The organism is Rubrivivax soli, from assembly GCF_049810355.1.
Classification (GTDB): Bacteria; Pseudomonadota; Gammaproteobacteria; order Burkholderiales; family Burkholderiaceae_C; genus Rubrivivax.
Genome location: NZ_CP187368.1, coordinates 1,340,471 through 1,355,960, shown reverse-complemented (window position 1 = coordinate 1,355,960; position 15,490 = coordinate 1,340,471). Strand labels below are relative to the sequence as shown.

The following is a 15,490-nucleotide window of genomic DNA, read 5'->3' as shown; positions in this document are numbered from 1 at the left end:
CTCAGTTGCTGTTCACACCCACCAACCCGAAAGGACTCCCATGAAAACGCAAGCCTTCCTCGCCACCGTCACCCTCGCCCTGGCTGGTTCTGCTTTTGCCGCCGGCGACAAGCACGATCACGCCCACGAGCACAAGCCGCTGCATGGCGGCGTCGTGGTCGAGGTCAAGGACATGGACTACGAACTGGTGGCCAAGCCCACCGTGATCCGGCTGCACCTGCGCGACCACGGCAAGAAGGCCGACGTGTCCAAGGCCAGCGCGAAGGTCACGCTGCTGACCGGAACCGAGAAGCAGGAGGTGGAGCTGAAGCCGGCTGGCGACAGGCTCGAAGCCACTGGCAGCTTCAAGGTCGGCCCCGGCACCAAGGTGGTCGCCCTGGTGACCATCGCTGGCAAGTCAGCCGGCACCGTGCGCTTTGCGCTGAAGTAGACCGGAGTTCATCATGAGCGAGTCAGACCGGCCTCACCGCAGAACGCTGTTGCTTGGCCTGGCGGTGGTTGGCCTTGCGCCGCTCGCCGGGTGCATGACCAAACCATTGCGGTCCGTCAACGCCGACGGCACCTACTGCCACCGCATCGGCAAGAGCTACCGTCCAACGTTGACCTGCACACCGACCGCCGTGCCGACCGACGCGGTCGAGGCCGAGGCCAAACGCTTCGAGGCCGACCCCGCTTCGCTGACCGTGTACGTGCTGCGCAGCCGATGGGGGGATGCCAGTGTGGTGGTGCCTGTGGCGATCGATGGCGCCGCCAGTGCGGCGACCATTCCGGTGTCATTGGTGCGTCTGCGCCTGAAGCCCGGCGCACATCGCGTGTCCGCGCAATGGGAGGGCCGGAGTATCGACATGAGTGTTGAAGGCCGCGCCGGCGACTTGCGGGTGGTCGAGCTCATCGGCTCGGGCTGGGCCTGGGGTACCAGCTTCACCTGGCAGATGGCTCAGGCTGAGTCGGTGAAAACACGCGCACAGGCTTCAAAATTGGTTGCAGATCTGGACCTCCGCGGTTGAGTTCATTGAAGTCGACACCACCCGATGTGGAAGCGCATGGATCTCGGCGGAAGAAGCAGCCCGAGCCGGTTCGGTGAGAAGTCGCTGCACTGCCATAGGGCGCCTGAACTCGCGGACGGGCATCCTGCGATCGGCGTCAAGCAGAGTTGCGGCCTTTGTGGCGGTCGCAGCTGAGCCGGCGACCACACGGATTCATCCTGCAGCGACGCTTCACGCGTTATGAGCAGCGTGAATGGGACACACGGCAGCACCCCGGCCAGCCGATCGGGCACCGGATGGATCTGGCTGTCTGCCGCCTGGGCCCTCGCCCTGGTGTCGACCTTCGCTGCGCTGTTCATCGGCGAGGTGATGGGCATGACGCCCTGCCAGCTCTGCTGGTACCAGCGCATCCTGATGTTCCCGCTGGCCTTGATCCTCGGCATGGCTGCCTTCGGCGGCGACCGCCGCGGTGCGATCTACGCTTTGCCGCTGGCGCTGGGCGGCGTCGCGGTTTCGGGCTATCACACCGCACTCGTTGCAGGCTGGGTGCCGCAGTGGTGGATTCCCTGCGGCGCCGGCCCGTCCTGCAGCGATCAGAAGCTGGTGATCCTCGGCGACATCCAGATCCCTTGGCTGTCGCTGCTGGCCTTCACCGCCATCGTCGCGCTCCTGCTCGTCTACCTGCGAAAGACCCGTTCATGAACACCAAGAAGCTCGCCGTCGGCGGCATCCTGATCCTCGTGGTCGCCGCCTTTGTCGTGGGCGTCAGCCTGTACCGGAAGCAGACGCAGAGCGCCCAGGATCAGACGGTCCGCGCCGAGCAGACCCGGCTGGTGCGCATGCACTCGCCCGTGCTCGGCCCCCAGGCCGCGCCGGTCACGATCGTCGAATTCTTCGACCCGGCGTGCGAGACCTGCCGCGCCTTCTATCCGATCGTCAAGAGCCTCGTGGCGAAGTACCCGGACGAGGTCCGCCTCGTCATCCGCTACGCACCGTTCCACCAGGGCTCCGATCAGGTGGTGAAGCTGCTCGAAGCGGCCAAGCGCCAGGGCAAGTACCAGCCGGTGCTGGAAGCGGTGCTGCAGGCGCAACCGACCTGGGCGGACCACGGCCGACCCAACCCGGACCTCACCTTCGAGATCGCGAAGGCCGCCGGCCTGGACCTCGAGCGGGCCCGGGAGGACATGGCAAAGCCAGAAATGCAGGCGCTGCTGGTCCAGGATGTCGAGGACCTCACGGCCCTGCAGGTCAGCCGCACGCCCACCTTCTTCGTGAACGGCCGCAGCCTGCCCAGCTTCGGTCCGGACCAACTTGCCGCCCTCGTGGCGGAGGAAGTGGCGAAGGCGAAGCGATAGGCAGGCGGCTGGCTGCCCTTGCAGCCAGCCGCCGGTCGTGCTCAGGCCGCTGACGTCGCCGGGTCCGGCATCGAAGCATCGCCGCGATCTGAACGCGCTTCGCCGACAGCGGCACGGTCGCGCCTGCGCATCAGCCGGTAGATGGCAGGAACCACGAACATCGACAGCAGCGGTGCCGTCACCATGCCGCCCACCATCGGCGCGGCGATGCGCTGCATCACCTCGGAGCCGGTGCCGCCGCCGAACATGATGGGCACGAGGCCGGCGATGATGACGGCCACCGTCATCGCCTTCGGCCGCACACGCAGCACCGCACCTTCACGGATCGCATCCATGAGATCGGCATCACTGCCCAGCCCTCGCGCCAGCCGCGCCTGCCAGGCCTGCTTCAGGTACAGCAACATGATCACGCCGAACTCGGCCGCGACGCCGGCCAGTGCGATGAAACCGATGGCGCCGGCCACACTCAGGTTGTAGCCCAGCAGGTAGAGCAGCCAGAACCCGCCGATCAGCGCGAAGGGCAGCGTCGCCAGGATCAGCAGTGCCTCGTCGAAGCGGCGGAAGGTCAGGTACAGCAGCACGAAGATGATGCCCAGCGTGAAGGGCACGACGACCTTCAGCTTGGCCGTGGCGCGCTCCAGAAACTCGAACTGCCCGGACCACGAGACCGAGTAGCCGGGTGTCAGCTTCACCTGCTCGGCCACGGCCTTCTGCATGTCGATCACCGCGGACTTCAGGTCGCGCCCGCGGATGTCGACGTAGACAAAGCCCGCCAGGCGTGCGTTCTCGCTGCGCAGCATCGGTGGACCGTCCGTGATGCGCAGCTCGGCCACGTCCGACAGCACGATGCGTGCTCCTCGCGGGGTGACGATGGGCAGCTTGCGCAGCTTCTCCAGTGAGTCGCGCACTTCGCGCGGGTAGCGGACGTTGATCGGGAAGCGCTGCAGCCCTTCCACCGTCTCGCCGACGTTGTCGCCGCCGACCCCGGCGCTGATCACGGACTGCACGTCGGCGATGTTCAGCCCAAAGCGCGCCGCGGCGTCGCGGTTGATGTTGACATCGACATAGCGCCCGCCCGTCAGCCGCTCGGCCAGCGCGCTGCTGACACCCGGCACACCCTTCACGGCCCTCTCGATCTCACCGGCGATGCGGTCGATCTCGGCGAGGTCGGTTCCGGCCACCTTCACGCCGACCGGGCTCTTGATGCCGGTGGCCAGCATGTCGATGCGGTTGCGGATCGGCGGCACCCAGATGTTCGACAGCCCGGGTACCTTGACGATGCGGTCCAGTTCCTCCACCAGCCTGTCACTCGTCATGCCTTCGCGCCACTCGTTCTTCGGCTTGAACTGGATCGTGGTCTCGAACATCTCCATCGGCGCCGGGTCGGTAGCAGTCTCGGCGCGGCCGGCCTTGCCGTAGACCGATTGCACCTCCGGCAACGTCTTGATCAGCCGGTCGGTCTGCTGCAGCAGCTCGGCCGCCTTGCCGGCCGACAGGCCCGGCAGTGCCGTCGGCATGTAGAGCAGGTCACCCTCGTCGAGCGGCGGCATGAACTCGCCGCCGATCTTCAGGATCGGCCAAGCGGTGCTGGCGAGCAGCAGCAGCGCGACCGCAATCGTCGTCTTGGGCCAGGCCAGCACGCCGTCGAGCAGCGGCCGGTAGATCGCGATCAGCGCACGGTTCAGCGGGTTGCGCCTCTCGTCGGGGATGCGCCCGCGGATCAGGTAGCCCATCAGCACCGGCACCAGCGTCACCGCGAGCCCGGCCGACGCGGCCATCGCATAGGTCTTGGTGTAGGCCAGCGGCGAGAAGAGGCGCCCCTCCTGCGCCTCGAGCGTGAACACCGGGATGAAGCTCAGCGTGATGATCAGCAGCGAGAAGAACAGCGCCGGGCCGACCTCGACCGCCGCATCGCCGACCACGCGCCACTGCGCTTCGCCCTTCAGGTCTTCACCCGGATGCTCGTGCCGCCAGGCCTCGATGTGCTTGTGCGCGTTCTCGATCATCACCACCGCCGCATCGACCATCGCGCCGATGGCGATGGCGATGCCGCCCAGCGACATCACGTTGGCGTTCACGCCCTGGTAGTGCATAACGATGAAGCTCGCCAGGATGCCCAGCGGCAGCGTGACGATCGCGACGAACGCCGAGCGCAGGTGGAACAGGAACACCAGGCACACGAGTGCCACGACGATGAACTCCTCGATCAGCTTGTGGCTCAGGTGTTCCACCGCCCGCTCGATCAGGCTGGAGCGGTCGTAGGTCGGCACGATCTCCACTCCCTTCGGCAGGCTGGCCTGCAGCGACGCGATCTTGGCCTTGACGGCCGCGATGGTCTCCAGCGCGTTCTTGCCCGAGCGCATCACGATCACGCCGCCGGTGGCCTCGCCCTCGCCGTCGAGCTCGCCGATGCCGCGCCGCATCTCGGGCCCGACCTGGATTCGCGCCACGTCGCCGAGGCGGACGCTGACGCCGGCATCGGTGGCGTTGAGCGGGATCTTGCGGAAGTCGTCGAGGGTGGCCAGCAGCCCCGAGGCCCGCACCACGTACTCGGCCTCGCCGAGCTCCAGCACCGAGCCGCCCGCCTCCTGGTTGGCGTTGCGGATCGCGTCGATGACCTGACCGTGCGGGATGTTGTAGGCGGCGAGCTTGTCGGGGTCCAGCAGCACCTGGTACTGCCGCACCATGCCCCCGACCGACGCGACCTCGGCCACGTTGGGCACGGTCTTCAGCTCGTACTTCAGGAACCAGTCCTGCAGCGCGCGCAGCTGCCCAGCGTCCATCGAGCCGCTGCGGTCGACCAGCGCGTATTGGTAGATCCAGCCCACACCCGTCGCGTCAGGCCCCAGCGCCGGCTTGGCCGCAGCCGGGAGCCGCGACTGCACCTGGTTCAGGTACTCCAGCACTCGAGAGCGTGCCCAGTAGGGGTCAGTGCCGTCGTCGAACAGCACGTAGACGAAGCTGTCGCCGAAGAACGAGTAGCCGCGCACCACCTTCGCGCCCGGCACCGACAGCATCGTCGTCGTCAGCGGGTAGGTCACCTGGTTCTCGACGATGCGCGGCGCCTGTCCCGGATACGGCGTGCGGATGATGACCTGCACGTCCGACAGGTCGGGCAGCGCGTCCAGCGGCGTGCGCTGCACCGCCCACAGACCCCCGGCGGTGACGATCACCGTGGCCAGCAGCACCAAGAAGCGGTTGACGATGGACCAGCGGATCAGCGCGGCGATCATCGCGATGCTCCCGAAGCGGTGGCAGCAGGAGCCGCCGGCGGCAGCAGCCTGAGCGTGGTCACCGTCGGCCCGTCCGTGGGATCGAGGTAGAACTCGAAGTCGACACGATCACCCGCCGCCAGTCCCCGCGGCAGCCTGTCAGGCGGCGGCAGCTTGAACTCCATCGTCATCGCACCCATGCCGACGCTCGGGATGGGGCCGTGGCTGAGCGTGACACTCTCGCGGTCCAGCGACTCGATCAGGCCCTGGGCGCTGTGACGCTGGGCGGTGTTGGCGGCCGTCGGCGCAGGTTGGTTGTTCAGCCGTGCCTCAACACCTTTCAGGCTGGCCTCGGAGTCGATCAGGAACTGTGAAGACACCACCACGCGCTGGCCGGCCTTCAGGCCGCGCCTGATCTCGGTCTGGCCGCCGGTCTCGAGGCCGGTCTCCACATCGACGGGTGCAAAGCGCCCGCCTTCTTCCGCCACCATCACCACGGCACGCCGGCCGGTCTGGATCACGGCCTCCGTCGGGATCAGCAGGGCCTTCCCGGCCCGCGTGTCCATGAACTGCATCGTGACGAACAGACCCGGCACCAGCTGCCCCTCGGGGTTGGCAAGCTGCACGCGAGCCTTCAGCGTGCGCGTGGTGGGGTTCACTTCGGGCAGCAGCGCCTGCACGGTCCCGCGGAACACGGTTCCCGGCGCTCCAGGGCTGCGCGCCTCGACCTGGCTGCCGGGGCGCACGAGTGCGGCCTGGCTCTCGGGCAGCTCGGCGTGCGCCCAGACGCTGGCCAGCCCGTTGATGCGCGCCAGCATCATCCCGGGGCTCACCGTCATGCCCTCGCGGGCGACCAGTTCGGCCACCACACCGCTCGACGGCGCGACGAGCGTGATGCGCGGCTGCACGGACCCGGCCGCATCGACGCGCGCGACCTGGGCCTCGCTCATGCCGGCCAGCAGCAGGCGCTGCCGCGCGGCCGCGATCAACCCGGCATCACCCGCGGCAAAGCGCCTGACTGCGAGGTACTCCTCCTGGGCCGCGACCCACTCCGGCACGTAGAGGTCCGCGAAGGGCTGGCCTTGGCGAACGCGGTCCAGCGTGGCGCGCACATGCAGCTTCTCGATGTAGCCCGTCGCCCGGGCCTGCACCACCGACTGGTCACGCTCGTTCCAGGCGATGCTGCCGACGGCGCTGACCATCGGCCGGAGCACACCTTCGACCACCTCGGCAGTGCGCACACCCAGGTTCTGCTGGATGCGCGGGCTCACGGTGACCGTGCCCTGGTCGTCGCCCCCTGACCCGCCGTACACGGGCACCAGCATCATGTCCATGAACGGCGACTTGGCCGGCGCGTCGAAGCGCTTCCCGGGCACCATGGGGTCGTGGTAGTACAGGACGGGCTTGCCCGTTGCAGGGTCGATGTCGCCGGCCTTGATGCCGGCCTTGATGTGGCGGCGTGTCGCGGCCTCGCCCGCGGCGATGCTGCTGGTCGGGTCCTCGGCCCCGGCCGAACCGGCAGCAGAGGCAGGCCCCGTGCCGGGCTGCCCCATGCCGCGGTGCATGCCGGCCTGGTACAGCGCGTAGCCGCCCGCCACGAGGGCGACGGCGGTGCCGACGGCGATGAGGGTGTGTCGGTTGTTCATCGTGCCGCCTCCGGCTTGGCCTGGGCGCCGTCGTGCGACGGCAGCAGGTAGTTCAGTTGAGCCCAGATGCGGGCCCGGTCCAGCTCGATGCGCAGGCGCTCCATGCGCACGTCCACTTCGCTGCGGCGCGCGTCGAGCACGGCCGGCAACGGACCGGTGCCGCTGCGGTAGGCCACCAGCGCGGCTTCACTGCGCTGCGTCGCCAGCGGCAGCAGCGAAGCGTCATAGCGACGCAATCGATCCTCGTGGCTGCGCCATTCCTGCAGCATCGCGCGCACCTCGGCCTCGTGGGCGCGCTGCAGTTCCTCGCGACGGGCTCGTGCCTCGTCGATTCCGGCCAGCCGCGCCGCGAGTTCGCGGTCCTGCCGGTTCTTCTGGTCCCACTGCAAGGGCACCGAGAGATTGATCGACACCATGTTGGAGTAGGCCGGGCCGCGCTGGCTGTACATCAGCTCGACGCTCCAGTCCGACGATCGCGCAGCACGCGCCACGGCGGCGTCGCTGTCGGCGATCGCCTCTTGCCGGGCTGCAGCGGCGATCTGGGGGTGCTGGGTCAGGTGCTCCGCCAGCGCACCTTCGGTCCATGCAGGCAGCGTGAGCGCAGGACGTGAACCCAGAGGCAGCCGCGCGCTTTCACCTACCCATCGCCCGAGCTGGGTGGTCGCGACCGCGACCTGGCGCTCTGCTTGTGCCAGCCCATCGCGCAGTTGCTCGACCGATCCACGCGCTGCGAAGACCTCGGCCTGCGATCCCTTGCCGCTTCGGTACAGGGTCTCGGCCGCCTGCACCTGAAGTTCGGCCTGCGCGATCTGCGACTGCAGCAGGTCGCGCGACGACTCCCGGTAAGAGCGTTCAAGCCAGGCCAGCGCCGTGTCGCGCTGCAGGTCCGCGATCGTGGCCTGGCGCGCAACCTGGGCCAGATCGACCTCGCGCTCGGCGCGGCCTACCCGCGCGCGGCGCTTCTCGGGCCGCGTCAGCTCCTGCATGACGCCCACCGAGCGCATCGTCATGAAGTCGCGGGTGACGCTGTAGCGGTCCGGGCCGTCGATCGGCAGGTTGTTGAGGCCGAGCTTGAGCACCGGGTCGGGCAACTGGCCTGCAGCAGCGGCCGTCTCGCGGGCGGCCAAGGTATCGCACCGTCGACTCGAGCTTCGAGTGTCCCAGGAGCAGCTGCACGGCGCGTAGGTTCTTCGTGCGCCGGTAGATCAGCGTCGCCTTGGTCCTGCGCATCGAGTGAGTCCCGTACTCTGCACGGTCGAGACCCAGTTCGTCGACCCAGTGCCCGAGGATCCGGGCGTACTGCCGGGTCCCCAGATGCGGCGAGTCGTGCAGCCGGCTGGGGAACAGGAAGTCCTCCGGCTTGAGCCCAGCTAGCTTGATCCAGGCTTGCAAGGCGTCGCGGGCAGCCTGCGTGATCTCGAACTGCACCGGGCGCTGCGTCTTGTGCTGCATGACGACAGCGCGCGTAGCCACTTGGTCGCCATGGCACACGTCCCAAACCTTGAGTGCGACGAGATCGCATCCCCGCAGCTTGCTGTCGATGCCGAGGTTGAAGAGAGCGAGCTCTCGCACCCGACTCTCCATCTGGAGTCTGACGCGAAGCGCCCAGATGTCCTTGAGCTTGAACGGCGCCTTCTGCCCGACGAGCTTGCCCTTGTTCCAAGGTTCGCGATGAATGGCGCTACCTGCGGTTCCCATGATGGTCTCCCATCGAGTTGCTTGATTAGCGATGAACCTCAGCAACCCTGATGCCACGCTCGGGCTGCTTCGGCGTCGCGACCATCGCCCGCAGCAAACTGCCGAGCATGGCCCGCATGTCGTAGCGCCGGTTGAAGCGGAACTGGACTTCGGCGAGGTAACGGTATCCGTACTTGGCGAACTTGATGGCGTGGTACGTGCCAGTCAGCGCGGTCTTCACGTTGCCGATGAGCGTGTTGACGGCGCGGAACTTCTCGTTGAGTACGCTGGCCTTGCCGCCACCGGTGACCTCGCGGTCGTGGACGGCGCCCATCGAGGCAGCCACGGTGAAGCAGCCCAGGCCGTCGGAGACGACGGTCAGCGGCAAGCCCATGCTGGTCGCGATGAACTCCTTCATCGCCTCGTTGGTGAACGGCCGCGCCGACAGGCAGGCCAGGTGGGCGCGGCCGTCCTCGGTAGTCTGCACCGCCACGACGAAGGGCACCTTGTTCTCCGAGCCGCGGCCGGCCTTGCCACCGCTGCGTTCCCCGCCGAGATAGGCGTCGTCGACTTCGACGCGGCCGGTGAGTTGCCGCTCGGACTCGGCCAGAGCCATGGCCTGCAGCAGCTTGTGCTTGATGAGCCATGCGGTGCGGTAGCTCACGCCCAGCTGGCGGGTCAGTTCCAACGCCGAGACGTTGTTCTTGGCCTGCGTCAGCAGTTGCATGGCCAGGAACCAGCGCGTCAGCGGCAGCTTGGTAGCCTCGAAGACGGTGCCGCTGGTTACGCTGCACTGGTACTGGCAGCCGGAACACTGCCAGTACAGGCGGCCTTCGCGTCGGAACGTGGTGCGCGACTGCATGACGCCGCAGACCGGACAGACGAAGCCGCCCGGCCAGCGCGCGGAAACCAGAGCCCGCTCGCACTGCTCCTCGGTTCCGTAGCGGTCCATGAACTCCGGCAACGACAGCCCCTTCTGGAACTGGACTCGATTCATCGGCATGGCGCATCTCCTGGTGGGATGCGCCCATCCTCGGCGCTCAGTGGCTCACAGAGTGAGCCTGCTGAGCTTCATCGCTAATCAGGTCGAGTTGAGGGCCACACAGGATGCGCTTTCGGCCGGGCGAGCGGCGTCGTACCTGAGGTGCGCAGCGGCAGAGCGCCGCGCGCCCTGCTGAGGGTCAGCTCCCCGGAGCAGCCGCGAACTCACGGACTCGGCCACAAGCCGTCCTTCCCTGTTCGCTCGGAAATTTCGCCTCGGCGCAGCTGCGAAGGGCAGCTTTCAGGCGGCGAGTCCGGACTGCCCGGTGGCTCAAGTCGGCCAGAAGCCGTCACTCTCGAATGGCCGGTTCAGCGCAGGCCAACCCTCGGCCGAGATCGACCAGCAGTTCGGCACCCCACGCTGAATCTGGCCTGCTCCTCGCCTGCGCCAGCAGGGCGCTGCATGAATTCCACGCGCCAGGGAATAAAACGGCTCGACCTGCGCTCTTGATCCTCATGGGGCCGCATGGCCCAGCTCTGCACTGCACAAACCCGGCTCCGGTGTCGATGCAGCGTTGCAACGAAGCCGACTTCTCCCCACCCCAAACATCCAAGGCCCCAATGAGTAACCAGCGTCGCGACATCCTGAAGTTTTCTCTGGCGGCGGCAGCCGCCACGACCTTGCCAGCGATGCAAAGCCTGGCCCAGGCCCAGGCCCAGGCCCAGGCCCAGGGCACGGCAGCCACGCCTGGGCCGGCGATACCGACCAGCACCGTTGGCGGCATCGACGCGCGTGACCGCGTCTTCATCACCAACGAAGACTCCAACACCGTGGTGGTGATCGACCCCAAGACCAACACTGTCGAATCGACTATCAACCTGACCAGCTTCGACGAAGACCCGCGGCCACCCTTCCGCTACGTCACTGCCGGCGTGGCGCCGACGCACGCGGCGATGATCCACAAGCCGCTGTACCACGGCTGCATCGACGCGCACGGCGCCGTGCCTTCGCCTGACGGCCGCTTGCTGGCCACCAGCGGGCGCGGCTCGAGCAACATCTACCTGATCGACGCCGAGCAGCGCCGCGTCATCGGCAACACGCCCAACCCGGCGGCCGGCCCGACGACCAACCCCGAGCGCCTGAGCAGCGGCCTGCTGCTGGGCCGCGAACCGCACGAGCCCACCTTCACGCGCAACGGCCGGGAGCTGTGGGTGACGCTGCGCGGTGAAGACCGCATCGCCATCGTCGATGTCGATCGTGCGCTGCGTCAGTTGCGCGGCGCCGACAACACGGGCGCCAGCGCCGTGCGCCAGTTCCTGCCGACGATCAACGGCCCGGCCCAGGTGTGGTTCAACCGCGAAGGCACGCTGGCCTTCGTGGTCAGCCAGAAGGTGGCCATGGTGGATGTGTTCCGCGTCAACCCCGGTGCCGACGGCCACAGCCAGCCGCAGAAGCTGAGCACGCTGGACATCAGCGCCCAGGACAAGCCCGGCTTCACGCCCTTCATGAAGACCACGCCCGACGGCGCCGAAGTGTGGTTCTCGCACAAGCTGGCCGATGCGGTGTCGTGCCGTTCCACACGCGGTGGCTTCGACCTCATCGACAGTGTCTCCTTGGGCATGGGCGCGCGGCCTAACCATGTTGAATTTGTCAGCAACGCGCGCGGCAGCGTGGTCTACGCCAGCCTGGCGCGCATCGACGACGGTGGCCCCGGCGGCGTGGCCTCCAGCCCCATCGCCATCATCGACCGCAGCGCCGCCGGAGGGCAGCGCAAGGTGGTGGGCAGCTTCTTCAGCCACGGCCGCGAAGCCCATGGGCTGTGGACCAACCCCGAAAATACGCTGCTCTACATCGCCCACGAGCAGGACGAACTGCCCGGCACGCCCAACGCCGGCCAGACGGTGTGCAGCGCCTTCGACGTCAGCGACCCGCTGCGACCCGCTTTCATCGCGCAGATTCCGCTCGGCAGCCTCAACTTGCCATCGGGTGCGCTGCGCAACAAGAAGAGCATCAACCTGGTCTATGTGCGCGTGGGCGCCAAGGGGCAGACGGCGTGAACAACGGCGTGAAACACGGCATGGCCGAAAGCCACGGGTCGCATGGCGTCAGCACTGCGAAGGCGGCGCCAGCCAACACCTTCCAGCGCGAGATGGACGCCTCGATGGCGCAGATGATGCAAGCCATGCACGGCCCGGGCTATGTCGGCAACGCCGATGTCGACTTCCTGGCGATGATGATTCCGCACCACGCCGGCGCAGTGGACATGGCCCGTCTGGTGCTGCAGCACGGCCGCGATCCAGCCACGCGGCAACTGGCCGAAGAGATCATCTCGGGCCAGACCATCGAGATCGAAAGCATGACGCGGCGGCTCGCGGCCCTGCGGCAGCGGCCGGCTGCAGGTGCGGCAGCGGAATTTCCCGCGCTGGGCGGTACGCGCGGGCCGTGATGGCCAGCGTCATCGCGAAACGAGGGTAAGCCCTGACGATGGCCATGGAATGAACTGCGAGGCATGGCGCTCTTGATCCACATGCTGTTCCAGTCGGCGGAGTCCCGCTACAACCTCTGGGTGCGAGAGCACTACCGCTTCCTGCTGCGCAGTGCGTGGGCCCTGACGGGTTCGCGCGCCATCGCCGAAGACGTGGTGCAGGACTGCTTTGCCAGTGCCTGGAAGCACCGTGAGCAGCTGCGCGACGCCACCTTGGCGCGCGCCTGGTTGTTCCAGATCATGCGCCGCGCCGCCTACCGCCATGCCACGCCGGGCATGCAGTCACTCGACGACGAGGATCAGCCCGAGCAGGCCGCCCCGGATGCCGGGCTGGACGACAAGCTGGACGTCGTCAAGGCGCTCGCGCGGCTGGCGCCGATTCACCGCGAGGTGCTGGTGCTGTTCTATTTCGACGATATGCCCACCGCGCAGATGGCCGAGGCGCTGGAGATCGCGCCGGGCACGGTGCTGTCGCGCCTGGCCCGCGCGCGTGACGCGCTGAAGCTCGCGATGGGCGTGCCCGTGCAGACGCCCACGGGCGCCCGGGTGACGCCGTTGCGAAAGACCCAGCCATGAAACTGCGACCGCCCACCACCGAGCCCGAGGACAGCGCCTTCGATCTGCGCGCCCGCGCCGAGCTGTCCCTCGCCTTCGAAGCCGTCGACGCGCCGGTGCATCTCTATCGCACACCGCAGCCCTTGATGGCCCGGCGCAGCTTCCAGCGCGTGGTGCTGGGGTTGCTGCTGGCCGGCAGCGGCACCGGCACCGTGCTGGCCATGCGCCCTCCAGAACTGGTGCGCGGTGCCATCGAGCACGAATATTTCGAACGCACGCTGCGCGGCACCTTCATGGACAGCGCGCCGCTGCTGCAGCACCTGGGGCTGGGCGGCAAACAGGCGGTGCCCGGTTTCCCACAGCTGATGCGCCCTTGCGACATCGACGGCCACCTCGTCTACCACCTCACCACCTTCTTCGAGAAGGGCGGCATGGTCACCGTGTTTGCCTTCGACCAAGCGGTTGCGCTGAAGCAGGGCAGCGGCTGGTGGGGCAGTGTCCACTGGCAGGTCATCACATCGCGCGACGGCAAGCCGCTGGTGCTGGTGGCGCAGAAAAAACAGGCGCTGGCCGTGGCACAAAAACAGTTTGGCAAGGCCGACGGCTGAGCCGCACCGGCCCCGATGCAAGCAAACCACCCGCACCCCCCCCAAGGAGCAACGATGAACGAAACCCCGACTTCCCTGCCGCGCCGCCACCTGTTGGCAGGCAGCGCCAGTGCACTGGCGGCCGTGGGCCTGGCCAGCTTCACACGCGGCGCCAGCGCTGCGGCGCACGCGCCCATGGCGGCAGCAGCGCCCAAGCCCTTGCCGGCCTACGTGGCCTGGAAAGACCCGGCCAGCCTCATCGTGCACAGCGCCACCACCATTGAAACCAAGCGCGCGGCCTTCGGCAGCGGCGTCATCACGCCGGCCGAGCAGCTCTACATCCGCAACAACCTGCCGGCGCCGGACGCTTCGATCATTGCCGACCGCGACGCCTGGGAAGTGTCGATCGAAGGCGTGAAGGCGCCGCGCAAGCTCACGCTGCGCGAACTGAAGACCATGGGCGTGGAAACCACCGCCATGGTGCTGCAGTGCTCGGGCAACGGCCGCGGCTACTTTCCCAGCAAGCCCAGTGGCACGCCGTGGCAAGTGGGCGCAGCCGGCTGCGTGATGTGGACCGGTGTGCCGGTTCGGGTGGTGGCCGAGGCGCTGGGCGGTGTCACGCCCGGCGCCGCTTTCCTGACCGGCACTGGCGGCGAGAAATTGCCTGATGGCCTGGACCCGCTGAGCATCATCGTCGAGCGCTCGGTGCCCGCTGCGGCCATGGCCGACGCGCTGCTGGCCTGGGAAATGAACGGCGTGCCGATCTCGCTGGCCCACGGCGGCCCGCTGCGCTTGATCGTCCCCGGCTACACCGGCGTGAACAACATCAAGTACGTCAAGCGCCTGGCCTTCACGGCCAAGGAGACCGAGGCGCGCATCATGTCGCACGGCTACCGCATCTCGCCGCCGGGTGGCAAGGGCGACCCGAGCCAGCCCTCGGTGCAGGAGATGACGGTCAAGTCGTGGATCAACTCGCCCGCACCCGAAGCCATCGGCGTCAAGGCGGGCCTGGTGCAGGTGCAGGGCGTGGCCTTCGGCGGCCTGAACGGCGTCAAGCGCGTCGAAGTCTCGCTGGACGGCGGCAAGACCTGGAGCGACGCGCGTCTCACCGGCCCCGATCTCGGTCGCTTTGCCTGGCGCCAGTTCGTGCTGGCCGCGAATTTGCCGGCCGGCAGCTACACGCTGGCCAGCCGCGCCACCGACACCGCGGGCAATGTGCAACCCGAGCAGCGCCTGGAGAACGCCGGCGGCTACAACAACACGAGCTGGTCCGACCACGCCGTGAAAGTGATGGTGGCCTGACCATGCGCATCAGCACTTCACAGCGGCGCGGGCTGCGGGTTTGGACCTTTGCATCGGTACTGACGCTGGGCGGGCTGGCTTGGCCAGTGCTGCCAGTGCTGGCAGCCGACGACAGCGCGCAACTTGCCCTGGGCAAGAAGTTGTTCTTGCACGGAGTTGCGCCGTCTTGCGCCGTCTGCCACACCTTGCAGGCGGCGGGCGCTGAAGGCGCCGTCGGTCCGGTTCTCGATGAGTTGAAGCCCGACGCTGCCAGGGTGGCCAAAGCCTTGCGCAACGGGCTTGGCCAGATGCCTTCCTACAAGGACAAACTCAACGACGCAGAGATCGCCGCTTTGGCGCTTTACGTCTCGAAGGCCAGCGGCGGCGGGAAGTAAGCCGGTTCAGCCGGAGGCCGGCAATGCAAGTTCTTCGCCGGCGCCCGTTTTGGGCGTGCCTGCGCATGCAGGCGACTGCTTCGAGGCGTTGAACCTCACGCGGTCAATGTCGCGACCGGGTCGGGCTGCGACGGCCGACCACTCGGACTCACCGCCGGAAAGCTGACTTCTGAGGCTCGATGCTCGGAAGCTGCCGCTCGCCGACGAGTCATTTCGTCCCGGAAGAGACATAGGCCGTCCCGATCTCGCCGCCCTGAAGCTGCCGGTCGGGCAACCTCCCAGTCACCCGTAGGAGGCCCCGAGACCAAGGGAACACGCCGGCTGGCCGT

Annotated in this window: 14 protein-coding genes and 1 pseudogene; 10 read left to right on the top strand and 5 right to left on the bottom strand. The window is 67.8% G+C overall.

The window, feature by feature from the left end; all coding sequences use genetic code 11:
• Positions 1–40: 40 nt before the first annotated feature.
• The 4 genes from ACPOLB_RS06100 to ACPOLB_RS06085 all read left to right on the top strand — a co-directional run bounded on the left by ACPOLB_RS06100 (position 41) and on the right by ACPOLB_RS06085 (position 2,341).
• Entirely contained in the window at positions 41–430 is a 390-nt protein-coding gene (locus tag ACPOLB_RS06100) for a hypothetical protein (protein WP_425260412.1), read from the top strand.
• 13 nt (positions 431–443) lie between these two features.
• Positions 444–1,007 (top strand): hypothetical protein, encoded by a 564-nt coding sequence (locus ACPOLB_RS06095; protein ID WP_425260411.1) that lies wholly within the window; start codon positions 444–446, stop codon positions 1,005–1,007.
• Positions 1,008–1,226: 219 nt separating this feature from the next.
• Positions 1,227–1,688: a disulfide bond formation protein B gene (locus ACPOLB_RS06090; RefSeq protein WP_425260410.1), complete on the top strand. Its 462-nt coding sequence runs from the start codon at positions 1,227–1,229 to the stop codon at positions 1,686–1,688.
• Positions 1,685–2,341 carry a DsbA family protein gene (locus ACPOLB_RS06085; protein WP_425260409.1) on the top strand — a complete coding sequence of 219 codons (657 nt, stop codon included), beginning with the start codon at positions 1,685–1,687 and terminating at the stop codon, positions 2,339–2,341. Before ACPOLB_RS06090 ends, ACPOLB_RS06085 begins: the two co-directional genes overlap by 4 nt.
• A gap of 41 nt (positions 2,342–2,382) precedes the next feature.
• Here the strand turns inward: ACPOLB_RS06085 and ACPOLB_RS06080 are convergent, their stop codons facing one another.
• The 5 genes and pseudogenes from ACPOLB_RS06080 to ACPOLB_RS06060 form a co-directional block, all read right to left on the bottom strand.
• Positions 2,383–5,574 (bottom strand): efflux RND transporter permease subunit, encoded by a 3,192-nt coding sequence (locus tag ACPOLB_RS06080; RefSeq protein WP_425260408.1) that lies wholly within the window; start codon positions 5,572–5,574, stop codon positions 2,383–2,385.
• Positions 5,571–7,199: an efflux RND transporter periplasmic adaptor subunit gene (locus ACPOLB_RS06075; protein WP_425260406.1), complete on the bottom strand. Its 1,629-nt coding sequence runs from the start codon at positions 7,197–7,199 to the stop codon at positions 5,571–5,573. Before ACPOLB_RS06075 ends, ACPOLB_RS06080 begins: the two co-directional genes overlap by 4 nt.
• Positions 7,196–8,326 (bottom strand): TolC family protein, encoded by a 1,131-nt coding sequence (locus ACPOLB_RS06070; protein ID WP_425260405.1) that lies wholly within the window; start codon positions 8,324–8,326, stop codon positions 7,196–7,198. Before ACPOLB_RS06070 ends, ACPOLB_RS06075 begins: the two co-directional genes overlap by 4 nt.
• Positions 8,322–8,897, bottom strand: a pseudogene (locus ACPOLB_RS06065) (tyrosine-type recombinase/integrase); the annotation flags it as partial. The pseudogene ACPOLB_RS06065 and the gene ACPOLB_RS06070, both read right to left, overlap by 5 nt.
• A 25-nt stretch (positions 8,898–8,922) precedes the next feature.
• Positions 8,923–9,879 carry an IS1595 family transposase gene (locus ACPOLB_RS06060; protein ID WP_425260404.1) on the bottom strand — a complete coding sequence of 319 codons (957 nt, stop codon included), beginning with the start codon at positions 9,877–9,879 and terminating at the stop codon, positions 8,923–8,925.
• 668 nt (positions 9,880–10,547) lie between these two features.
• Between ACPOLB_RS06060 and ACPOLB_RS06055 the strand changes: the two genes are divergently transcribed.
• The 6 genes from ACPOLB_RS06055 (at position 10,548) to ACPOLB_RS06030 (ending at position 15,161) form a co-directional block, all read left to right on the top strand.
• Positions 10,548–11,915 carry a YncE family protein gene (locus tag ACPOLB_RS06055; protein WP_425260403.1) on the top strand — a complete coding sequence of 456 codons (1,368 nt, stop codon included), beginning with the start codon at positions 10,548–10,550 and terminating at the stop codon, positions 11,913–11,915.
• A complete protein-coding gene (locus tag ACPOLB_RS06050; RefSeq protein WP_231637961.1) occupies positions 11,912–12,304 on the top strand; it encodes a DUF305 domain-containing protein in 393 nt (130 codons plus the stop codon). Before ACPOLB_RS06055 ends, ACPOLB_RS06050 begins: the two co-directional genes overlap by 4 nt.
• Before the next feature lie 81 nt (positions 12,305–12,385).
• On the top strand, positions 12,386–12,919 hold the full coding sequence (locus tag ACPOLB_RS06045; RefSeq protein WP_425261879.1) for an RNA polymerase sigma factor: 534 nt from the start codon (positions 12,386–12,388) through the stop codon (positions 12,917–12,919).
• Positions 12,916–13,506 carry a hypothetical protein gene (locus tag ACPOLB_RS06040; RefSeq protein WP_054018139.1) on the top strand — a complete coding sequence of 197 codons (591 nt, stop codon included), beginning with the start codon at positions 12,916–12,918 and terminating at the stop codon, positions 13,504–13,506. The genes ACPOLB_RS06045 and ACPOLB_RS06040 overlap by 4 nt, the downstream gene beginning before the upstream one ends.
• Positions 13,507–13,560: 54 nt before the next feature.
• On the top strand, positions 13,561–14,787 hold the full coding sequence (locus tag ACPOLB_RS06035) for a sulfite oxidase (RefSeq protein WP_054018138.1): 1,227 nt from the start codon (positions 13,561–13,563) through the stop codon (positions 14,785–14,787).
• 2 nt (positions 14,788–14,789) lie between these two features.
• Entirely contained in the window at positions 14,790–15,161 is a 372-nt protein-coding gene (locus tag ACPOLB_RS06030; protein WP_082367790.1) for a c-type cytochrome, read from the top strand.
• The last annotated feature ends 329 nt before the right edge of the window (positions 15,162–15,490 follow it).